The sequence below is a fragment of the Donghicola sp. genome (genome assembly GCF_025210255.1).
In the GTDB taxonomy this organism is placed as follows: domain Bacteria; phylum Pseudomonadota; class Alphaproteobacteria; order Rhodobacterales; family Rhodobacteraceae; genus Donghicola; species Donghicola eburneus.
Window position 1 is genome coordinate 80,995 of the sequence record NZ_JAOARZ010000007.1, and the last position, 21,363, is coordinate 102,357.

At 58.9% G+C, this 21,363-nt stretch carries 21 protein-coding genes; 14 read left to right on the top strand and 7 right to left on the bottom strand.

The window, feature by feature from the left end:
• The first annotated feature begins 18 nt into the window (after positions 1–18).
• Both N4A58_RS00935 and N4A58_RS00940 read left to right on the top strand, forming a co-directional pair.
• Complete coding sequence (locus tag N4A58_RS00935) at positions 19–531, top strand: oxidoreductase (protein ID WP_293707062.1); 513 nt, start codon at positions 19–21, stop codon at positions 529–531.
• A gap of 15 nt (positions 532–546) precedes the next feature.
• Positions 547–3,150: a PAS domain-containing hybrid sensor histidine kinase/response regulator gene (locus tag N4A58_RS00940; protein WP_293707063.1), complete on the top strand. Its 2,604-nt coding sequence runs from the start codon at positions 547–549 to the stop codon at positions 3,148–3,150.
• A 46-nt stretch (positions 3,151–3,196) separates the two neighbouring features.
• On the opposite strand, the gene irrA is transcribed toward N4A58_RS00940, so the two are convergent.
• Positions 3,197–3,613 (bottom strand): iron response transcriptional regulator IrrA, encoded by a 417-nt coding sequence (gene irrA / locus N4A58_RS00945; RefSeq protein ID WP_293707065.1) that lies wholly within the window; start codon positions 3,611–3,613, stop codon positions 3,197–3,199.
• Between the two features lie 193 nt (positions 3,614–3,806).
• On the opposite strand from irrA, the gene fabA reads away from it, so the two are divergent.
• The 3 genes from fabA to N4A58_RS00960 are packed head-to-tail and all read left to right on the top strand — an operon-like array spanning position 3,807 to position 6,380.
• Positions 3,807–4,316, top strand: a complete 510-nt coding sequence (gene fabA / locus N4A58_RS00950) for a bifunctional 3-hydroxydecanoyl-ACP dehydratase/trans-2-decenoyl-ACP isomerase (RefSeq protein ID WP_293707067.1) — start codon at positions 3,807–3,809, stop codon at positions 4,314–4,316.
• A gap of 36 nt (positions 4,317–4,352) precedes the next feature.
• Positions 4,353–5,582 carry a beta-ketoacyl-ACP synthase I gene (fabB, locus tag N4A58_RS00955; protein ID WP_293707069.1) on the top strand — a complete coding sequence of 410 codons (1,230 nt, stop codon included), beginning with the start codon at positions 4,353–4,355 and terminating at the stop codon, positions 5,580–5,582.
• Positions 5,583–5,591: 9 nt separating this feature from the next.
• Positions 5,592–6,380 carry an enoyl-ACP reductase gene (locus tag N4A58_RS00960; RefSeq protein ID WP_293707070.1) on the top strand — a complete coding sequence of 263 codons (789 nt, stop codon included), beginning with the start codon at positions 5,592–5,594 and terminating at the stop codon, positions 6,378–6,380.
• A 496-nt stretch (positions 6,381–6,876) separates the two neighbouring features.
• Here the strand turns inward: N4A58_RS00960 and N4A58_RS00965 are convergent, their stop codons facing one another.
• Positions 6,877–7,305 carry an FKBP-type peptidyl-prolyl cis-trans isomerase gene (locus N4A58_RS00965; protein ID WP_072705495.1) on the bottom strand — a complete coding sequence of 143 codons (429 nt, stop codon included), beginning with the start codon at positions 7,303–7,305 and terminating at the stop codon, positions 6,877–6,879.
• Between the two features lie 169 nt (positions 7,306–7,474).
• Here N4A58_RS00965 and N4A58_RS00970 point away from each other — a divergent pair, with 169 nt between their 5' ends.
• From N4A58_RS00970 to N4A58_RS01000, 7 genes are all read left to right on the top strand, one after another.
• A complete protein-coding gene (locus N4A58_RS00970) occupies positions 7,475–8,164 on the top strand; it encodes a haloacid dehalogenase type II (protein WP_293707072.1) in 690 nt (229 codons plus the stop codon).
• Positions 8,164–9,006, top strand: a complete 843-nt coding sequence (locus N4A58_RS00975) for an alpha/beta hydrolase (protein WP_293707074.1) — start codon at positions 8,164–8,166, stop codon at positions 9,004–9,006. Before N4A58_RS00970 ends, N4A58_RS00975 begins: the two co-directional genes overlap by 1 nt.
• On the top strand, positions 9,003–9,980 hold the full coding sequence (locus N4A58_RS00980; RefSeq protein ID WP_293707075.1) for a threonine/serine dehydratase: 978 nt from the start codon (positions 9,003–9,005) through the stop codon (positions 9,978–9,980). The genes N4A58_RS00975 and N4A58_RS00980 overlap by 4 nt, the downstream gene beginning before the upstream one ends.
• Positions 9,981–10,069: 89 nt before the next feature.
• Positions 10,070–10,861: a 3-oxoadipate enol-lactonase gene (pcaD, locus tag N4A58_RS00985; protein WP_293707077.1), complete on the top strand. Its 792-nt coding sequence runs from the start codon at positions 10,070–10,072 to the stop codon at positions 10,859–10,861.
• Positions 10,858–11,571: an alpha/beta fold hydrolase gene (locus tag N4A58_RS00990; protein ID WP_293707079.1), complete on the top strand. Its 714-nt coding sequence runs from the start codon at positions 10,858–10,860 to the stop codon at positions 11,569–11,571. Before pcaD ends, N4A58_RS00990 begins: the two co-directional genes overlap by 4 nt.
• 106 nt (positions 11,572–11,677) lie before the next feature.
• Positions 11,678–11,965 (top strand): helix-turn-helix transcriptional regulator, encoded by a 288-nt coding sequence (locus N4A58_RS00995; protein ID WP_072705597.1) that lies wholly within the window; start codon positions 11,678–11,680, stop codon positions 11,963–11,965.
• A gap of 118 nt (positions 11,966–12,083) precedes the next feature.
• Positions 12,084–13,820: a sugar phosphorylase gene (locus tag N4A58_RS01000; protein WP_293707081.1), complete on the top strand. Its 1,737-nt coding sequence runs from the start codon at positions 12,084–12,086 to the stop codon at positions 13,818–13,820.
• A 55-nt stretch (positions 13,821–13,875) separates the two neighbouring features.
• Here the strand turns inward: N4A58_RS01000 and N4A58_RS01005 are convergent, their stop codons facing one another.
• The gene (locus tag N4A58_RS01005) at positions 13,876–15,096 is read right to left on the bottom strand and encodes a glycosyl transferase (RefSeq protein ID WP_072705481.1); all 1,221 of its coding nucleotides are present in this window, start codon (positions 15,094–15,096) and stop codon (positions 13,876–13,878) included.
• A 19-nt stretch (positions 15,097–15,115) separates the two neighbouring features.
• Positions 15,116–15,892 carry a mannosyl-3-phosphoglycerate phosphatase gene (locus N4A58_RS01010; RefSeq protein WP_293707082.1) on the bottom strand — a complete coding sequence of 259 codons (777 nt, stop codon included), beginning with the start codon at positions 15,890–15,892 and terminating at the stop codon, positions 15,116–15,118.
• A gap of 221 nt (positions 15,893–16,113) precedes the next feature.
• Between N4A58_RS01010 and rpe the strand changes: the two genes are divergently transcribed.
• Entirely contained in the window at positions 16,114–16,800 is a 687-nt protein-coding gene (gene rpe / locus N4A58_RS01015; protein WP_072705477.1) for a ribulose-phosphate 3-epimerase, read from the top strand.
• Positions 16,801–17,454: a phosphoglycolate phosphatase gene (gene gph / locus N4A58_RS01020; protein WP_293707084.1), complete on the top strand. Its 654-nt coding sequence runs from the start codon at positions 16,801–16,803 to the stop codon at positions 17,452–17,454.
• Here gph and N4A58_RS01025 read toward each other — a convergent pair.
• From N4A58_RS01025 to N4A58_RS01035, 3 genes are read right to left on the bottom strand one after another with little or no spacing between them, the layout of a single operon-like run.
• Positions 17,451–18,107: a PAS domain-containing protein gene (locus tag N4A58_RS01025; protein WP_293707085.1), complete on the bottom strand. Its 657-nt coding sequence runs from the start codon at positions 18,105–18,107 to the stop codon at positions 17,451–17,453. The two genes, gph and N4A58_RS01025, sit on opposite strands and share 4 nt — an antisense overlap.
• 57 nt (positions 18,108–18,164) lie before the next feature.
• On the bottom strand, positions 18,165–20,738 hold the full coding sequence (locus tag N4A58_RS01030; protein ID WP_293707087.1) for an HWE histidine kinase domain-containing protein: 2,574 nt from the start codon (positions 20,736–20,738) through the stop codon (positions 18,165–18,167).
• A complete protein-coding gene (locus N4A58_RS01035; RefSeq protein ID WP_293707088.1) occupies positions 20,735–21,334 on the bottom strand; it encodes a biliverdin-producing heme oxygenase in 600 nt (199 codons plus the stop codon). Before N4A58_RS01035 ends, N4A58_RS01030 begins: the two co-directional genes overlap by 4 nt.
• Between the last annotated feature and the right edge of the window lie 29 nt (positions 21,335–21,363).

Below are 21,363 nucleotides of genomic sequence, written 5' to 3' on the forward strand. Positions count from 1 at the left end.
TACGTAGGAGGCGTAGTCATGTCTTTCATGGATTTCATGGGGAAAACCTTCGCGATCGCGGCACTCGGGCTTGCCCCCGCCATGGCCGATGCGCTCGATGCCCCCACCGGCGAAGTTGTTCTGACCATCACCGGAAACATCACAGAAACCAACAACGGCGATCAGGCGGATTTCGACATCGAAATGCTCGAAGCTCTGGGCACCGAAAGCTTTGATACCACCACCCAGTGGACCGAAGGCACTCCGACCTTCAAAGGACCCAGCCTGAAGACCGTGCTAGATGCTGTTGGCGCAGGCTCGACCGAGTTGCGGGCCACCGCGCTGAATGACTACTCTATCGAAATGGACGCAGGCACCGACGGCTTCCCCGGGCCTGTTATTGCGACCAAGATGAACGGCGAGCCAATGTCGGTCCGCAGCAAAGGCCCCCTGTGGCTGGTCTACCCTTACGATCTGGACCCCAAGTTCCAGAGCGAGGTCGTTTTCTCGAACAGCATCTGGCAGCTCCGCTCGATCAACGTCGCGGACTAATTCAGGACCCCTGACGTGTCGAACAAGCGCAAGCCAGAGCAAATCCGCCTGAAAGGGCGCGGCCTTCGAATGGTCGCGCTCGTGCTCTTTATTGGCATTGCTCTGGCTTCTGTGACGGCACTGACCCTCAGCGTCTTTCAAAAACAAAAGGAACTGCAAGTCGCGACGTCCGACAGTGTGATCTGGACGCTGTCGCAGCTCGAAGTCGAATACCTGAAGTTTTCTTCCGCACTTCTGGAAGCCCGCACAGACGGGGACAACCCTGCCAAGCTGCGTGACCTGCGCCAGAAGTTCGACATTTTTTACAGCCGGGTGGACACGGTTTCAAACCTACGCGGCCTGTACAAGTACGAAGGCGGCGCAGAAACGCGCGCCATCTTTGGAGTGATCCGAAATGAATTGGATCAGTCCATTCCCCTGATCGACGGCAGCGACGCGATGCTGGCCGCGGGCCTGCCGACGCTGTCAGACCGCGATGCTCGGATCGGCAAATTGGTCCGCACCGCATCGCTGGAAAATCTACAGAACTACGTCGGGATTTCGAACGTCGCCCGCGAGACTGTGCTGCGCATGATGCAGATGCTGGGGGCTTTGACCATCGGCATGATGATTGCGCTGGCCGTGACCATCCTGATCCTGTTCCGCTTGGCTGGCACCAATGAACGCCGCGCCATCGAGCAGCGCCAATTGGCTGCCCGCATGCAGACCATCTTGGACAGCTCTCTTGACGCAGTTCTGGTGGTGGACACTGACGGCTTTATCCACCAGTTCAACGGCGCCGCAGAAAAGGTCTTTGGCTACACAAGCGCCGAAGTGATTGGCGGCAACCTGACAGATCTGATCATTCCCGAAGAATACCGCCGCGCTCACGAGATCGGGATGCAGCGCATGCGCGACCGCGGGGAAACCCGCCTGGTCGGCCGAGGCCGGATCGAGATTGAGGCACAGCGCAAATCAGGAGCGATCTTTCCTGTAGAACTGTCCATCGAAGAAGTTGTCTCGGACGACGAAATCTATTTCGTCAGCTTCATCCGCGACATCTCTGATCGCAAACAAGCCGAGCGCGAATTGGTCGAAGCCCGTGACCGCGCACTGGCTGGCGAGCGGACCAAGTCTCGCTTCCTGGCGATCATGAGCCACGAGATGCGCACGCCGCTCAACGGGCTCTTGGGCATGCTCGACCTGCTGCGTCAGACCCGTACCGACAACAAACAGAACTTCTACATCGACAATATGGACTTCTCGGGTCGCGTCCTGCTCGACCTGATTAACAATGTTCTAGACCTGACCAAGCTCGACACCGAAGTTGATGGGCTGAACAATTCCAGCTTCGACCCCGAACGTCTGATCCAAGAGGTTCTGGCCTCGCAACTGGCGCTCGCTCGCAAGAACGACAACCAGCTGCACTACGAATGGGTTGGCGATCCGGTCAAAGGCGTGCTGTCTGATCGCGCCCGTCTGCGCCAGATCCTGCTGAACCTTGTGAACAATGCGATCAAGTTCACCGAAAACGGCGAGATCACCGTCGAGGCAGAGATTCTGGATCCTCTGACCATGGACGGCCGCCCCGAATTGGAGTTGCGCATTCTGGACACCGGTTGCGGAATTCCAGAGAGCGACCTCGACCGCGTGTTCGATGACTTTGAAACTGTGGATGCCAACTACGACCGCGCCGTCGAGGGCTCTGGCCTCGGCCTCGGGATCGTGCGCCGGCTGGTGCAGATGATGGGCGGCAAAATCGGCGTCGAGAGCGAAGTCGACGAAGGCAGCCTGTTCTGGGTCCGCCTGCCCATCGTCAAGACCGAGACCAACGACGATCCTGCTCAATTCGCCGCTCTGGCCAACACCGTCAAAGCAGGTGCGAACCTGTTGATGGTCGAGGATAACGAGATCAACCGCCGCGTTCTGCGCGAGATGCTAGAGGCGCAAGGGCACACGGTATCCGAAGCCCACAACGGTCTGGAAGCGGTCGAAAAGACCAGCATTGATCTATACGATGCAATCCTGATGGACATCTCCATGCCTGGTATGGATGGCGTCACCGCGACAAAGCACATCCGCGCCAGCGGCGGGCCGAATGCCCATTCGCCGATCATCGCAGTCACGGCCCACGCCATGCCCGAGGAGATGCAGAGCTTTATCGACGCGGGGATGAACGCTGTTCTCAACAAACCCGTCGTTCGCAACGAGCTCAGCAAGACGTTGAACCAGTGGATTGGCGAGGATGACAGCTTTGACCCTGACCACGTCGAAGAAGCAGAACCCGAAGAGAATGTGATCAAGTCGCTTGCCCGCGATCTGCCGCCAGAGGATTTGGCGGGACTGGTCGGGCGCTTTATCACCGAGACGGACGGCGTATTCGTAGAGATGGCCGCGATGCCGCATGACGAAGAGCACCGCGCCGAAATCACCTCAATGGTGCACAAAACCGCAGGCTCGGCAGGCAGCTTTGGCCTCAGCGACTTCCACCACGATCTGGCCGCGGCTCAAACGGGCCTAAAGACTGACCCAGATTTCGACATCGGCGCGTCCGTCAGCCATCTGAACCGCAGCTGGCAAATCGCACGGGAAGAAGTCGTAAAAACTCTCGACGATCTACAGATTACTGTGGAGCATTAAAAAGGGGCCCTCGCGGCCCCTTCGCTATATCCCCTGTTGTGCCGTCTTACTTGCGGCGCAAGCGGATCACCACATCGACCTTGGCAATTTCCATCCCTGCAGGTGCGTTGGGCAAGCTGATGATTTCCAGATCCTCAGCGGGGGCGTCAGTCAGGCGCGCCTCGTCTTCCCAGTAGAAGTGCGGGTGGTCGTGGGTGTTCGTGTCGAAATAGCTCTTGGAGCCATCCACCGTCACCTCGTTGATCAGCCCCACGTCGCAAAATGCGCGCAAGGTATTATAAACTGTCGCCAGCGACACCTTGTGCCCCTGCTTCAGCGCGGCGGAATACAGGCTCTCTGCGGTGACGTGGCGATCTTCGCCGTCGCCAACCAGCAACTCGGCAAGTGCCAGACGCTGACGCGTCGGACGCAGACCTGCTGTCGCAAGCCAGTCGGTTCCGCGTTCTGTCGCTTTGGTAGTCATGCTGCCTCGGGCTGTTCTGGGTCAAAGCAGAATATAGGACGTTTCCCTATGGTTTTTCAACGCCCCGAATTGATCATCCAATCGGACGTATAACGCCGCGGATGATCGTCATGCCCTTGCCACCCTTTGCGCGCGGGTGCTAAGGGGTGCGAAACGCGAAATGACCGTAAATCCATAATAAGGAGCCGCCTCGATGGCCGATTATCCCACCAGCTTCGACAAAGATGAGCTGCTGAAATGCGCCCGCGGTGAATTGTTCGGACCCGGAAACGCACAGCTGCCCGCCCCGCCGATGCTGATGATGGACCGGATCACCGAGGTATCCGGCGATGGCGGCGAGCACGGCAAAGGCCACATCATCGCAGAATTCGATATCACACCGGACCTGTGGTTCTTTGACTGTCACTTCCCCGGCAACCCGATCATGCCCGGCTGTTTGGGTCTGGACGGCCTGTGGCAGCTGACCGGCTTTAACTTGGGCTGGCGTGGCTGGCAGGGTCGTGGCTATGCACTGGGTGTTGGCGAAGTCAAGCTGACCGGCATGGTCCGCCCCGATCGCAAAATGCTGACCTATCGCGTGAACTTCACCAAAGCCGTGCAGACCCGCCGTCTGACCATGGGTGTGGCAGACGGTATCGTCGAGGCCGATGGCGAAGTCATCTATCAGGTCAAAGATATGAAGGTCGCTCTCTCCGAGAGCTAATCCATCACGATTTCCATCAGGGAAGAGGAGTGCGCCATGCGCCGCGTCGTCGTCACAGGATTGGGCGTTGTATCGTCCATTGGTAACAATGCCGCCGAAGTTCTGGACAGCCTGAAGGCTGGCCGTTCGGGCATCACCGCCAACGAGGACATGAAGGAATACGGCTTTCGCAGCCAGATCGCAGGCGCGATCAACCTTGATGTCACCCAGCACGTAGACAAGCGCACCCTGCGCTTCATGGGCCCCGGTGCGGCCTATGCCCATATCGCCATGCAGCAGGCCATCGCCGATGCCGGTCTTGAAGAGTCTGACATCGTGAACGAGCGCACCGGCCTTGTTGCCGGTTCGGGCGGTCCCTCGACCAGCTCCATGCTCGCTGCCCACCAGACGGTTCTGAAGAACATGTCGCCCAAGCGGATCGGGCCCTTTGCGGTTCCGAAATGCATGAGCTCGACCATCTCGGCCAACCTGTCGACCGCGTTCAAGATCAAGGGCATCAACTACTCGATCACCTCGGCATGCTCGACCTCTTTGCACTGCATCGGCAACGCAGCCGAGCAGATCATGATGGGCAAGCAGGACGTGATGTTCGCGGGCGGCGGCGAAGAGCTGGATTGGACCCTGTCCTGCCTGTTCGACGCGATGGGCGCGATGTCCTCGAAATACAACGACACCCCCGAGAAAGCGTCGCGTGCGTTTGACGCGGACCGTGATGGTTTCGTCATCGGTGGCGGCGGCGGTATCGTCGTTCTGGAAGATCTGGAGCACGCTCTGGCCCGCGGCGCAAAAATCTACGCCGAAGTGACCGGCTATGCGGCGACCTCGGATGGCCACGACATGGTTGCCCCCAGCGGCGAAGGCGGCGAGCGCGCGATGCGTCTGGCCCTGCAGTCCCTGAACCCCGAGCGCAAAGTTGGCTACATCAATGCGCACGGCACCTCGACCCCCGTGGGCGATGTGGGCGAAGTCGAGGCAGTCCGCCGCGTCTTTGGCGAGGGCAGCACGCCGCTGATCTCCTCGACAAAATCGATGACCGGTCACAGCCAGGGCGCAACCGGTGCCCAAGAGGCGATCTACTGCCTCTTGATGCTGCAGAACGACTTCATCGCACCGTCGATCAACGTCGAAACGCTGGACCCCGCGCTGAAGCCCGAGGAAATTGCGACGGCGCGCGTGGATAACGCGGGGCTCGACACTGTTATGACCAACTCGTTTGGTTTCGGCGGGACCAACGGGTCCATGCTGCTCAGCAAGTATCTGGGGTGATTTTAGAAGATGGCTGATTTGATGAAGGGCAAGCGCGGTCTGGTGATGGGTGTCGCCAACAACCGCTCGATTGCTTGGGGCATTGCAAGCGCAATGGCCGCCGAGGGCGCGGAACTGGCGTTCTCTTACCAAGGCGAAGCGTTCGGTCAGCGGGTCAAACCGCTGGCAGAGAGCGTGGGCTCAGATTTCCTGGTTGATATGGACGTCACCGACGAGGCGTCCTTGGACGCAGGCTTTGCCGCGCTCAAAGAGCGTTGGGACAGCATCGACTTTGTCGTTCACGCGATCGCGTATTCGGACAAGAACGAGCTGACGGGCCGTTTCATCAACACCAGCCGTGACAACTTCAAGCACTCGTTGGAAATTAGCTGCTACAGCTTCATCGACGTGGCGCGCCGCGCGTCCGAGATGATGCCAAACGGCGGTACGCTGCTCACCCTGACCTATCAGGGCTCGAACCGCGTGACCCCATACTACAACGTCATGGGCGTGGCCAAGGCAGCGCTGGAATCGGCCACCCGCTATCTGGCCAACGATCTGGGCCAACAGGGCATCCGCGTGAACGCGATCTCGCCCGGCCCGATGAAAACGCTGGCAGGCGCAGCCATCGGCGGCGCACGTAAAACCTTCAAGCACACCGCAGCGAACGCGCCCTTGGGCGACAACGCTACGCTCGAAGCCGTGGGTGGCACCGCTGTTTACCTGGCCTCGGACTACGGCGCGTGCACCAGCGGCGAGATCATCACCGTGGATGGAGGCTTCCACGTCCTAGGTATGCCGCAAGCAGACAACATCTGATCTTGTCTGCTTGCCGAATTCAAAACGCGCATCCGCACGGGTGCGCGTTTTGAATTTGCGGCTAAGCTTGCGCAGGTCTGGGTCTCAATGAACGGGCGACACCAGTCCAGATCCGGCAGTATTCCGATGCGTGTGAACAGCCAGCTATAATCATCCGGGCAATAATGATGCGCGAGATCAGGGGATTTTGCGCCCCAAAGCACGGTCGTACCCTGCACAACCTCAACGCCGAGCGCGGGCTAAATTGCGGAGTGAGAGTAGGCGCGAGAACTCATCCGCTAGCATCCCTTGCAATGGCATGCCGATGTTATGACCGCAGGCACATTCACCAAAACGGCAGTTGCGCCGCAGCGGCAAGTTCCAGACGCAGGCAGTGTTTGCGCGGGCATGGGCATCTCCTGCTAGACAAAGGTCTTGGCTACCACTCTCAGCGCCCTGCCCCAAAAAACAAGGGCGACCCAAAGGCCGCCCCGTCAAACCGTCTTGAGCGAAGAGATCAGGCGATCTCGACCAGCTCGAGCGCGAAGGTCAGATCCTGACCGGCCAGCGGGTGGTTTGCGTCCAGAACCACCTGCTCTTCGGTGACTTCCTGAACGACGACGGGAACAACTTGACCCGAGGGGGTCTGCATCTGCAGCTGCAGGCCAACTTCCAGCGGGATGTCTGCGGGAATGTCTGCGCGCGGCACGGGCTGGCACGCTTCTTCCTGACGCTCGCCATAGGCTTCGGCTGCGGGGATGGTGATGTTTTTCTTCTCGCCAACGGTCATGCCGGTGACGCCCTTGTCAAAGCCAGCGATCACTTGGCCGCTGCCCAGAGTGAATTCCAGTGGGTCACGACCCGCCGAGCTGTCGAACTGGCTGCCATCGTTCAGAGTGCCAGTGTAATGGATGCGTACTTTATCGCCCGATTTTGCTTCGGTCATGAGGGACTCGCTTTCTACATTTTCGGAGGGTGAGTTGGCGGAGGCCACGGTCCGTTGCGCGGGTTCTCCTTTGCGATCCCTACGAACTTAGGGATCGTGCCCGCAGATTGCAAACCGCTTTTATTTTATGGGGAATGCGTGCAGTCTATGCCCACAAGGGGAGGAGACCTTGATGACATCGACCTGTATTTTCGACGCCTATGGCACGCTCTTCGACGTGTCGGGCGCCGCCAAACAGGCTGCGTCCACACCAGAGGGACAGGCATTGGCGGACCACTGGCCCGCCTTGGCTGCATCGTGGCGGGCAAAGCAGCTGGAATACACTTGGCTCAGAGCCATCACCGGGGCCCATACCGATTTCTGGCAGGTGACCCAAGACAGTCTGGACTGGTCGCTCGAGGCGATGGGACTGGATCAGGATGCCACCCTTCGGGCGCAGCTTCTGGATCTCTATCGGGCACTACCTGCCTATCCTGAGGTGCCCGAAATCCTGCGCTCCCTGAAGTCCATGGGCAAACGATGTGCAATCCTGTCGAATGGATCGCCGAAAATGCTGGAAGATGCGGTAGAGTCCGCGGGAATTGCGAATTTTCTTGACGGTTTGATCTCGGTCGAAGACGCAGGTGTCTACAAGCCGGATTACGCTGTCTATGATCTGGTTGGCGCACGCTTTGACACCAGCGCGGATGAAGTCCTGTTCGTCTCGTCCAATGGATGGGATGCCGCTGGTGCTGCGGGCTACGGTTTCTACACGCTCTGGGTCAATCGCATGGGTCAGCCGATCGACAGGATGCCGTGGCGGCCCCGTTTCGTCGCTGCAGACTTGACCGGAATTACAGACGTTTTGGAGGAAATCTAATGCCCCGTTTTGACACAAGTGATGGACTGAGCCTGCATTACACCGACCAAGGTGACGGACTGCCCGTGCTGTGCCTGCCGGGGCTGACCCGCAATGGCGACGATTTCCAGTTCGTGCTGCCCCATCTCAAGGGTGTGCGTGCGATCACACTCGACAGTCGTGGGCGCGGGCTGTCCGAGTGGGATGGCGACTACATGAACTATTCGATCCCGCGCGAGGCTGCGGATGTGGTCGAGCTCTGCGCATTTCTAGGATTGGAACGGGTCGTCATCCTTGGGACATCTCGCGGCGGCCTGATCGCGATGGGGCTGGCGGTGACGCATCCGCAGCTCCTGCAGGGTGTTATTCTGAACGACATCGGCCCTGTCATCGACGAAGACGGACTGGACCGGATCAAGGATTACGTGGGCGTCACCCCGCGCTTTCCCGATCTGGAAACCGCTGCGCAAACAATGGCCAAAGCAGAAGCTGGCGGAGAGTTTCCAAACGTCCCGTTGTCGCGCTGGCGCGCACATGCGGCAGCGATCTACCGTCAGGCCGACAACCACGTGGTGCTGCGCTACGATCCGCGGCTCGGGGATGCCATGCGCGAGCAAGCCAAGGCAGGCGACTTTCCCGATCTGTGGCCCTTCTTTGACGCGCTCAAAGGTAAACCGGTTGCTGTGATCCGCGGGGCAAATTCGGATCTCTTGTCCGAAGCGACGGTTGCTGAAATGTCGCGACGTCACGGGGACTTGGTGGTCGCGACCGTGCCGGATCGGGGCCATGTGCCTTTCCTCGATGAACCCGAAGCGTTAAAGGCAATCAACGCTGTTCTAAAGAGTATCCGAGTTCCTGCATGACCGACATTGCTGCGATCACCGCCGCCGCCGAACGCCTAAAGGGTCACGCCCGCCGCACCCCGCTGCTGGAGTCACCCTTTCTTAACGAGTTGGCGGGGCGGCGGGTTCTGGTCAAACCAGAGTGTTTGCAGCACACCGGATCTTTTAAATTCCGCGGGGCATGGTCTGCCCTCTCGGCGCTGGACCCAAAGGTCCGCGCCAAAGGCGTTTTAGCTTATTCCAGCGGAAACCATGCTCAAGGGATCGCCTATGCCGCTGCGCGCCATGGTGTGCCCTCGGTCATCGTGATGCCCGAAGATGCCCCCGCCCTGAAACTGGCGAACACCCGCGCCTTAGGTGCCGAGGTGGTGACCTATGATCGCGTGGGCGGCGAAAGCCGAGAAGCGGTCGGCCAAGCCCTGAGCAAAGAGCGCGGTGTGACCTTGATCAAACCCTATGACGAGCCCATGGTGATCGCGGGCCAAGGCACCACAGGTCTTGAGATCGCAGTGCAAGCGGCGGAACTGGGTGTCACAACAGGCGACGTCCTAGTGTGCTGCGGGGGCGGCGGATTGACAGCTGGGGTCGCACTAGCGCTCGAGGCGCACGCACCCCAGATGCGCGCCCGTCCCGTTGAACCCGTCGGTTTCGACGACACGAAACGGTCGCTGATCGCTGGGGAAATCCTTTCGAATGACCGCCCGTCCGGCAGTATCTGCGACGCGATCGTGACGCCTGCGCCGGGTCTATTGACCTTTCCGATCCAGCAGCGCCTCTGCGGACCGGGGATCGCTGTTACGGACAATAACGCCTTGCGCGCAATGGCCCAAGCGTTCCTGCGGCTCAAGATCGTTGCCGAACCGGGGGGGGCCGTCGCCTTGGCCGCAGCGCTCTACCATACGGACGACATCCAAGGTGACGCCGTCGTTGCGGTTGTTTCTGGCGGCAATGTTGATCCGGCACAATTCAGCGAAGCGCTTGCGACGCTGGAGTAATCGGCGGATTTAGACCGGCTCTGTGCGAAAGAGTTGCCCTGTGCACCTTCGCCGCGTAGGCTCTGCGCACCCAAAAATAAGAATAAAATATGCCTTTCGCTTTTCTCCCTGACTTGCGGCTCCACTACCGCGACGAAGGCCCCAAACATGCACCTGCGTTGGTTCTTGTCCATGCGCTGGGAACGGACCTTACGATCTGGGATCAGGTGTGCAACTTGTTGCCAGACACGCTGCGCGTGATCCGCTTTGATCTGCGGGGCCATGGGAAATCCGACGTGCCTGCGGGCCCCTACAGCATGGGCGCACTCGTGCGCGACACAGAACGTCTGCTGGACCACCTGAATGCCAAGGATGTTGCCTTTTGCGGCTTATCCATCGGCGGCCTGATTGCCCAAGGGATCGCTGTCAAGCGGCTTGATCTGGTGCGCTGCCTGATCCTGTCCAATACTGCTGCCCGCATCGGCCACGAAACACTTTGGGCGAAACGGATTGAAGAGGCCCGCACCCAAGGGCACGGCGCCGTGGTTCAAGCGTCGCTCGCGCGCTGGTTCCCGCGTCAGGATTTGTCCGCGCCGCATATCCAGCGGGTGAAAGAAATCCTCGAAGACACATCACCCGAGGGCTACATCGCCGCCATGGAAGCGATCAAGGGCACGGACTTCTACACACCGACGGCCAGCTTGCGCCTGCCCACACTGGGGATAGGGGCTGTCAACGATGCCTCAACCCCGCCAGATCTGGTGCGCGAAACCACCGAACTGATCCCCGGCTCCGAATTTTCATTGATCCGCCGTGCAGGCCACCTGCCCTGTGTGGACCAACCCGAAACCTATGCCCGCGTGCTAACTGATTTCCTGAATGCGACAGGACACCTCTCATGAGTGATTTTCTCCTAATTCACGGCTCTTGCCATGGCGCTTGGTGCTGGCGCGATCTGATCCCTGCCCTGCGCACCCGCGGCCATTCGGCCCGCGCCATCGACCTGCCAAGCCACGGTTCGGACGGTACACCCTTGGCCGATGTCACGCTGGATATGTACGCCGAGGCGATTCTCAAGGCCATGAAGGGCCCCACCATCGTTGTGGGACACAGCATGGCGGGCTTTCCGATTTCGCGCGCGGCAGAGTTGGACCCCACCAATTTCGAGCGGCTCGTCTACGTCTGCGCCTATGCGCCCCGCAACGGCATGGGGCTGGCAGACATGCGCCGCGAAGCGCCCTATCAGCCGCTCATGCAGGCGGTGATCAAAGCCCCAGACGGGATCAGCTTTGGCATCGATCCAGCGCAGGCGCGGGATGTTTTCTATCACGACTGCCCGCCAGAGACGGTTGCATTCGCCCTGACGCGACTGGGGCAACAGCCAATCAAACCGCAGGAAACCCCGATAGAGATTGCCGAAAACTATGCGTCAGTGCCCAAAAGCTACATCCGCTGTGACGATGACCGCACAATCCCGCCGGAATATCAGCGAACGATGACAGAGGGTTGGCCAGAGCGCGATGTATACGCTATGGACTGCTCGCACTCTCCGTTTTTTGCAGACCCTACCCGCTTGGCAGGTTTGCTAAACAAGATTGCTGCCGGAGAATAGAGCCCGAGAGTCTCGAATCCGGATTAACCCGCAGGTATAGTGTCGCGACGAAAAGCAGAATCATATGAACGCGCCCTTGGAAAAATTGCACGCCGAACCCTCCGAGATGTCGAGCAACGCTCAGGCAGCTGCGGCTTATCTCAAGACGTTGGCCCACGAAGGTCGACTGATGATCCTGTGCCATCTGGGCTCGGGGGAACGCAGTGTGGGCGAGTTGGAGCAGCTTTTGGACATTCGTCAGGCAGCTGTCAGCCAGATGCTGGCCCGCCTGCGAGAAGAGGGGCTGGTCTCGACCCGCCGCGACGGCAAAACCATCTACTACAGCCTTGCAGATGATCGCACCACGCAAGTGATCAACATGCTGTATTCGCTGTTCTGCGCCCCCAAAGACTGACCTGAGCCACTGCCCAATTATTCGGCGACTGCCCGCGATGCGGGCCTTTCCGATGCGCGGGGGCTTTCAATCGGGGACCTAGTGCTTAGTCTGGCCTAAAAAGAAGGCCCTTTTGATTATGCGCGACCCGTTTCTGATCCGCCTGCATGACCTGCTGACGCAGATTTACCCCGACCATGATCCAGCCGAGTTGAGCCAAGCGGTGCAGCACGCCTTCTGGCCAGAGGGGACAGCGCGCCGCAAGCGGCCTCGGACGCCGTCGAACAATCTGTGGTCCGAGCGGGACTGCATGGTTATCACCTACGGCAATTCGATCCGTGACGGGCAGCACAAGCCTTTGGACCTGCTGCGCGATTTCCTGACCCGCCACCTGAAGGGCGTGATCAATGGCGTGCATATCCTGCCGTTCTTTCCCTTTACTTCGGACGATGGCTTTGCGGTCACGGACTACCGCACCGTAAACCCTACCCTCGGCGACTGGCCGGACATCCAGCGCATCGCCAAGCAGTTCAAGCTGATGTCAGATCTGGTTCTGAACCATGTCAGCAGCCAGTCCACTTGGTTCAACGAATACCGTCAGGGGCACGAGCCCTATGACAAGTTTTTCTTCGAAGCCTCGCCCGAGGATGATCTGTCCGAAGTCGTCCGCCCGCGCACGCACCCCTTGCTGCGCGAGGTGAATACGGCCAATGGCACGCGCCATGTTTGGTGCACCTTTAGCCATGATCAGGTCGATCTGGACTTCCGCAATCCAGAGGTTTTGCTCGAATTCCTGCGGGTTACGCGCCTGCACATCGACAATGGCGTGCGGATCGTGCGTCTGGATGCGGTCGCCTTTATCTGGAAGGAGATCGGCACCAAGTCGATCCACATGCCCCAGACCCACGCCATTGTGCGCCTGATGCGTCTGCTCGCTGACTTTGCCCAAGAGCCCGTGATCCTACTCACCGAAACCAATGTGCCGAACGCGGAAAACCTGTCCTACTTCGGGAACCGGAACGAGGCGCATGCGGTTTACAACTTCTCTTTGCCGCCCCTACTGCTGCACGCCATGCTCTCGGGTTCCGCAAAGTATCTGAACCGTTGGCAGGCGACCATGCCACCCGCCCAACTTGGCTGTGCTTATTTGAATTTCTCGGCCAGCCATGACGGGATTGGAATGCGCCCTGCCGAAGGTATCCTGCCCCCTGCAGAAACCGAGCAGGTCATCGACTGCGTCAAGGCCCACGGCGGCCTTGTTTCGATGCGCAGCCTGCCCAATGGCGGGCAAAGCCCTTATGAACTGAACATCACCTTCTTTGACGCGCTCAAAGGGACGATGAAGGGGCAGGACGATCTACAGATTGATCGCTTCCTTGCGGCCCAGAGCATCGTCATGGCTTTGGAAGGTATTCCTGCGTTCTACATCCACGTGCTCTTGGCGACCTCGAACGATCTGGCTGGGGTCGAGAAAACTGGCTTGAACCGCGCCATCAACCGCCACCGGTGGGATTACCCTGCTCTGAACGCTGAGCTATCGGACCCGCAGAGCACACAGAGCCGCGTCCTGACCGAAATGAAGCGCCGAATTTCGATCCGTGGCCGCCAGCCTGCATTCCACCCCAATGCCACACAGTTCACCCTGCAACTGGACGACCGCATCTTTGGCATCTGGCGTCAGAGTCTGGAACGGGACCAGTCCATCTTTGCCCTGCATAATGTCAGCGACGAAACAGTCGAGATTGATCCCGTTTCCATCAACTTGATCGACGGGCACGACTGGTACGATCTGCTGACAGGAGAGGTCATTCACACGCACGGCCAGAAAATCCAATTGGCCCCTTATCAATGCCGCTGGATCAGCAACCACCTTTAACGACAAAGGGGCCCTCCGGGGCCCCTTCTTTCATCCGCACCATGCAACACAGACCTCAGGCGAGGTCTGCGTAGTCGTCTTTGACCGCGGTCAGCATATCCGCCATCAAAGTCGGGTCTGCCGCGTGCACGCGCGACCACGTGGGGATAAAGGGCGTCTCAAACGGGTTATCTAGGAACGCATGCCCCGCCGTCATGATGTTCTCGGCAAAGAGCTCTATGCTCTGCTCTTCTTTGTGGCGGTCGATGGTCAGGCCATTCATTTCCGCATCGTTGTAATAGCTTTCAAGCACATCAAGCGCGGTGCGGTAATAGACAGCCTTGAGCGTACGGAAGACGTTGGGCGTGAACACTGTGCCGTCCGCAGCCAACTTGCGGAAAATCGCCTTGCAGATGTCGGTGGACATCCGGTTTAGGCCCGTCGCGGCATCCTCGGGCGACAGCTCTTGGTGCTTGTGATCGTAGGCATCGCTGATCTCGACCTGACAGACCGACTTCGGCGCAAGGTTCCGCCATGCCTCGGACAGGACGCCAATCTCCAGCCCCCAATCGCTGGGGATGCGCAGATCTGGCAGCATCGCTGTGCGCATGGCGAACTCGCCAGACAGCGGGTAGCGGAAGCTCCGCAGGAAATCGATGTAGTCCTTGTCGCCCACGACCTTCTTGAGTGCGATCAGCAATGGGCTGACCAGCAGGCGCGTCACGCGTCCATTGATTTTGCCGTCCCCGATGCGGGGGTAGTAGCCCTTGGACAGCTGATAGGGGAATCGCGGGTTCGCAACAGGATACACCAGACGGGTCAGCATATCCTTCTTGTAGGTGGCGATGTCGCAGTCGTGGATCGCCATGACCGAGGTATCGCGACACGCCATCATGTAGCCCAAACAGCCCCAAACGTTTTTGCCTTTGCCCGGCTCGGCAGGGTACAGGCCGTGGTATTGAAGCCGCTCACCAATCGCCAGATTGCGCGGACTGTCGTTCCAGATCACCACATGGTTCTGCGGTAGGCGGGAAAAGAATTTGACCGCGTGCCGATACTGTTCGGCATTGGCACGGTCGAGACCAATAATGATCCGGTGCAGATAGGGTACCTTGGACAGCTCGTCGACGATCTGTTCGATTGCGGGCAATTCAAGCTCTGAATAGAGACAGGGCAGGATCAGGGTGATCTTGCGGTCCTCGGCAAAGGTGGTCAGCTCGTGGCTCATCTCCTCGGCTGTTTTGGCGCGCAGGTTGTGGAGCGTTGCAATATGTCCATTCTGGTGAAAATCGGCCAAGGTTCTGATCCTTATTGTTTTATTTATACCGTCGCGAGATGTCCCGCACCGCGTGCGCCCAACCTTCGGGGCCTGCCAGTTGTTCCCGTATAACGCGCCCCTCGGCCTCGCCCTGCAAGGGGGACAAAGGTGCGCGATGGGGGTTCGGAATGATCACGCCGTGGGTCGCGTTCTGGATCATTTCGATGTCATTGGGTGCGTCCCCCAAGGCGATGCTGGGAGGCTGACCGTACATGGCCAGCACTTCGGCCATCGCATCGGATTTCATCCTGCCCCACCCCAGCGTCAGAAACCGCCCTCCATCTCGTGCTGTCACCCCAAGAGCAGCGAGCGCCGAGACAAAGGCGTCTCTGTCCTCGTTTGTGCCTGTCCACACCCCAGGCTCGGAGAAGGCCCTTAGCGCGGCTTTTTCAGCACTCTCAAGCGGCAGGCCGGTCGCCTCAGCCACACCTACCGCGTCCGTGTCCCCGAAACCGCAGTAGTGCTGTCGAAGCGCATCTGGCACTTGGTTCAATACTTCGCGTAATTGGAAATAAGGTGCGCGATCGGGCAACTCGCCCGCCCCAGCTGGCATCACCCCTGCGCCGTTTTCACAGATCGCGGGCCATGCATCCAGCGCCATCGCGCTACGCAATTCTGCAATCTCTGGCGCTGTTTTGGAGCTGGTGAGGATCACCGGAATGCCCCTCTCTGCCAAGTCGTTCAGAACCGGCTTTGCGGGCGACCAATCATAGGTCTCGTGGTCCAACAGAGTGCCGTCCAAATCGGTAAAAACAATCAAAGGCGGGGTCGTCATTCGGTCCTCCTGGCAGGCACTATCCCGTGCGGACCGTGACACCACAATGAAGGGCCGCGCAATTATTACCCAAGATTCAGCATATCGCCTGATTTTTGAGCAAACCATTTAGCCTAACCAACGAACCGCGCACCGCATTTTGCGACTGCCAAGCGGCGGCAAATAGTCTAGAGCATGTCCCAAGAAAACGCGCATTGCTGCGCCACCCAAGGAGACGCCAGATGAGCTTTGACCGGTCTATCAAGATTGCCCCTTCGATCCTGTCGGCAGATTTCGCCAACTTCGGACAGGAAATCCAAGCGATTGAAGCTCAGGGCGCAGACTGGGTCCACGTAGACGTCATGGACGGACACTTCGTTCCAAACCTGACCTTTGGTGCGCCAGCGGTCAAAGCCTTTCGCCCGCACGTGAAAACGGTGATGGATGTGCATCTGATGATCAGCCCAGTTGATGCTTACATCGACGCTTATGCGGACGCAGGCGCCGACTACCTGACCGCCCACATTGAGGCAGGCCCCCACATCCACCGCACTCTTCAGGCGATCCGCGGCGCGGGCATGAAGGCCGGCGTCGCACTGAACCCCGGCACTCCTGCGGACGCGATCGAGCACCTGCTGGACCTAACCGATCTGGTCTGCGTCATGACCGTAAACCCCGGCTTTGGCGGCCAGAAGTTCATCGACCTGACGACCAAAATCCGCAAGCTGCGCGAGATGATTGGGGATCGCCCCGTACATATCGAGATCGATGGCGGTGTTGACCCGACCACGGCGCCTCTGGTCGCTGCAGCGGGCGCGGACGTACTGGTCGCGGGCTCTGCCGTGTTCCGTGGCGGATCCGTCAACAACCCCGAGGTCTATGGCGAAAACATTCGTACCATTCGTGCGGCTGCCGAAAGCGCTCAGTAAATGGCGCGCATCATTTTTGATCTGGACGGCACGCTGATTGACAGCGCGCCGGACATCCAAGCTGTGGCCAACGGCGTCCTAGGGGCCGAGGGGCATCAGCCGATCACATTGGAGCAGACGCGCAGCTTTATCGGCAACGGCGCACCGACGTTCGTGGCGCGCATGCGCGCAGCGCGGGACATTCCCGACAGCGAACAGGACCGACTGCTCACGGCGTTCAAAATTGGCTATGTCAGCGCAGTTGATCTGACCGTGGTGTTTGATGGCGTTGTGCCTGCGCTAGAGGCGCTGAAGGCTAAAGGGCATAGCTTGGGCATCTGTACCAACAAACCCTTCAAACCGACCGAAGCTATTCTAGCGCATCTCGATATGGCGCGCTTGTTCGATAGCGTCATTGGCGGCGACACGCTGCCCACCCACAAGCCCGACCCAGCGATGCTGCACGCAGCAGCAGACGCGCTTGGCGATGGACCGGTGATCTACGTCGGGGATAGCGAAGTAGACGCCGAAACCGCGCAGCGCGGTGGCGTGCCTTTCCTGTTCTTTACCGAGGGCTACCACAAGACTGATCTAAACAGCATCCCAAAGACCGCAGCCTTTGGAAGCTACGCGGACTTCGTTGATCTGATTGAGAAAACACTCGCGCTGGCTTAAGCCAGCGCGTCTTTCTGAGCTTCCTCGACAGCCTCGACCGCGCTCTGCAGGCGGGCAATCGCATCGTGGCACTTCAGACTGCACTCGTGCAGATATTGCGAGAGCTCCGCCACCTTCTCTGCGTCGGGTTCACGCGACAGAATACGCGAGGCACCGGCCGTCATGCTGACGATGTTATTCAGATTGTGCAGCGAATCCTTGTTCGCGGCGAGCAGCGATTGCATCGCCTCGATTGTCTCTGGCTGCGCGCCGACAGGATAGGGATGCGCTGTTACGTCGTTCGAGATCACTAGCAACGAATCCACGGCATTCTCTTGGGAATTCAGAGGGAGAACCTCGACGACCCACGACCGCATAACACCGTCGCCAGTCTGGAAAGTGCCCGAAAAGCTGTTCGCAATGCCGCGGAAACCCTGGTCCACCGCAGAGATGGCACGCTGCTGGGACTCGCCATCCCAGAGAGAAGTCCAGACCTGACCGCAGAAATCCTCTTGGCAGACCTGCAAAATCGCCAGCCCACGCTCGTTTACAGCGCGTACCACACCATGTTGATCGAGAACCTTTACACACATGTTGGCGCGCTGCGCGACCGTTCCAAGCACTGTCTCCAACGCTGACGCATCGATGCGCAAATCGCCGAGAAGGATACTCATTTCAGAACCCACCTTTCCTTCGGCACTAGCGTACACAGCGAACGCGCCAAACAGAAATCACTTTTTACTGGCATCCATGGCTTCGGCCACCGCAGCCTCGAGAGTTTCGTTCGAAAACGGCTTTCTAACAAAAGGACAATCGGGGTAGAGCCCCTTCAAATCCTCGCGATCACCATACCCTGTTGCGACAACAAATGGGACCCCAATTTCTGCAAGCTTTTCGGCAACGGGCAGCGATTGCTCTGATCCCAAGTTCACATCAAGAACCGCGATCTGAAGGTCGTGAGTCTCGATTTCCTTGAGGGCGTCGTTGACGTTAGAACAGATGCGCACGTCGGTCGCCCCGAGTTCCGTCATGATGTCTGCCGCATCCATGGCGATGATCATCGTATCTTCAAGCACAAGCGCAACGCCCGTCAGGTTGACTGGATCGGCGCTCTCTTCGGCGACGACTGACTTTGTCTCTTCGACGACGACAAATTCGACGTGGCTTGCAGGAATGACAAAGCGGGCTTCGACGCCGGACACTTTGTACTGAATGTCCGCCTCCCCTTGAAGCTCGAAAGGGACGAACCGTTCGATGATCGAAGAGCCAAAGCCCCGGCGTTTCGGCGGCGTTACTGCAGGACCACCGCGCTCGCGCCAATCAATGGTCAACCCGCCCACACTGTCTTTGCCCAGAGCGATGATCAGGCGGCCGCTCTCGTTGCTCAGGCACCCGTATTTCACCGAGTTGGTCACCAATTCATGGATGACCAGTGCCAGATTGGTAAAGGCACGCGGCGATATCTGAACGTCATCCCCCAGCAATTCTATGCGGCCAGACGATTCACCGCCTGTGTAGGCCGCCAATTCCAGATGGATCAAATCCTTGAGCGAGGAATAATCCCACTCGTCCTCGGTCAGTTGGTCGTGCGCCCGGGCCAGCGACTGGATACGGCCATCCAAACGCTGTGCAAAAGCCTCTGCTGTGTCGCGCTCCTGCGAGCTTTGCTTCACCAGTCCGCGCATCAGGTTCAGGATGTTGCGAACGCGGTGGTTCAACTCTGAAATCAGCAGCTCTTGGCGTTCTTGGGCGCGCTTGCGCTCATCGGCAGTGGCATCAGTAATCTTGAGGAAAATCTCAAGCAAAAGCACACGCAAGAGCTCTGCCGAGTGCTTGGCGTGTTCATTCCACGGGACGCAATGCCCCGCGACGATCTCTCGCCACGCATCAAAGCTTTTGCGCGGTGTCAGACGCAGGCCGTTGGGTCCGGGCGTCACCGGCTTTTGCGGATTGCCCGCCCATGTGACAGAGGTTGCAATCTCGCGGCGGAAAAGAACCAAATAGTCCCGCGGTCTGCGTGAAATGGGGATCGCCATCAGACCCGCAAAGCGATCCACACAGTCGACCGCAGGTTTGTACTGTTTGCCAATGCTATCGCTCGTGAAAACGCCCGATGCTGCAGTGGTGTTCAGGAAACGGGCCAGACCGGCGAATTCTTCTTTGGTCGGGGTCGAGCCAATCTGGTGAAAATCACCATCGGAAAATAGGACCATTCCGTCATGGGGGATTACTTCACGCAGGTCACTGGAAACCTTGATCAGGCTCTCCGCCAGGTCTTCGCCCTGCGCCATCAATGCCATGAGACGGGTCTGTAGGCTCGACATTTCGGACTGCGCGCGGGACCGCTCCTGCTCTTCCAAATGGGTCAGTTCATAGGAAAAGAGGTGGGCGAACAGTTCCACCGCTGTGCGACGCTCAAATTCCAGATAGCGCGGAGAGTGATGGTGGCAGGCGAACAAGCCCCACAGCTCTCCGTTGCGCATGATCGACACGGACATCGACGCCTGAACGCCCATGTTCCGCAGGTACTCCAGATGAATCGGGGACACCGCACGCGTCACCGACAGCGACAGGTCCAGCGGGCTGCCTTCGGGCGAGACCTGAGGGTAGAGCGCGCTGCCCTCGTCATCGACATCCGCAATCAATCGCAGCAGGCTGCGCTTATAAAGTTGGCGCGCCTGCACTGGGATGTCAGACGCCGGAAAGCGCAGCCCCAGATAGCTTGGCAAGTCACCGCGACGGTTCTCCGCCACAACAGAACCAGAGGCATCGCCCTGAAACTGGTAGACCATCACACTGTCAAAGCCGGTCAACAACCGCACGGCGCGCGCCGCCTCGGTCACCACCTGATTGATATCGCCAGCCGCGCGGATGCGCTGTATCAGGGGATAGACATCCGACAGAGTATCGGAATCCACATGTTGGGTTTGCTTGGGCTCGCATTCGATGATCGTGTGCCGTCCGCTTTTGTGGATCGACACATCGTAGTGGGTCATCGGGTCCAGCAGCTTGATACCGAATAGGCGCGCGATCGTTTCTCGACCTTCCAGAACTTTGGCACGGATGCGCGACATGGCTTTGCGCGGCATCACCGCATCCAACGGCGTGCCAATCAGGTTCTCTGGTGTCTCGTGTAGGACAGGCTCAATATTCTCGGACACATGCTGAATGATCCAGTCAGAGGATACAGCAATCAGAACACCATAAGACTGCGTGCGGCCCAAAATATGAATGGGCTCACGGTCGCAGGTCGTCAGGTCGACTTGGCCATCATACGGCTCACCTGAAGCTAAGGCATCGTTCACGAGTATTTCCCTGTCATGTCACGGGTTCGGGCTTCGGCATCATGGAATAAATGAAAACCCGCAATTACGCTAGCGCAGATGTCGTCAGCCTCGGGTCCAGCGCCAGCCATGCCTTGCAAACGTGCACACAAATCTTGCCAAGCGTGCTTGTAATCTTGGGGTGTAAAATAAAGCGGGATACGCTCGATCCCGTGCTTGATCAGGTTGCGGCGCAGCACTTCGGTGCCCATGCGTGAGCCGATCACCAGATAGGCCACAGCCAACGGGTGCAGGTCCCGCTTGTGACGCAACACGGGGACAGACAATTCATAATATCGGCAGTCTTGCTCTAAACGGTCCAACGTTTCGGACAGAAGGATGAGCGTGTTCTCGTCGTGCGGTACGCGCGCAGCTGTCGACAGAGCGGTCAAACCGGCCATTTGGGCCGCCAAAAACGATCCCAGATGGTCAAGAGGCGCATCTTGGAAGGGGGTAAATAGATGATCCAATTCCTCGTGGACCGCGTGGGTTTCCGCCCGCAATCGCTTGAGCAAATCTTGGTCAGGAAGTTGGGAGCCGAACTCGGATGTCCGGTCATATCCAATCGGTAGCTTCAAAATAAGTCCTCTTCAGCAGCCGAGTTGTC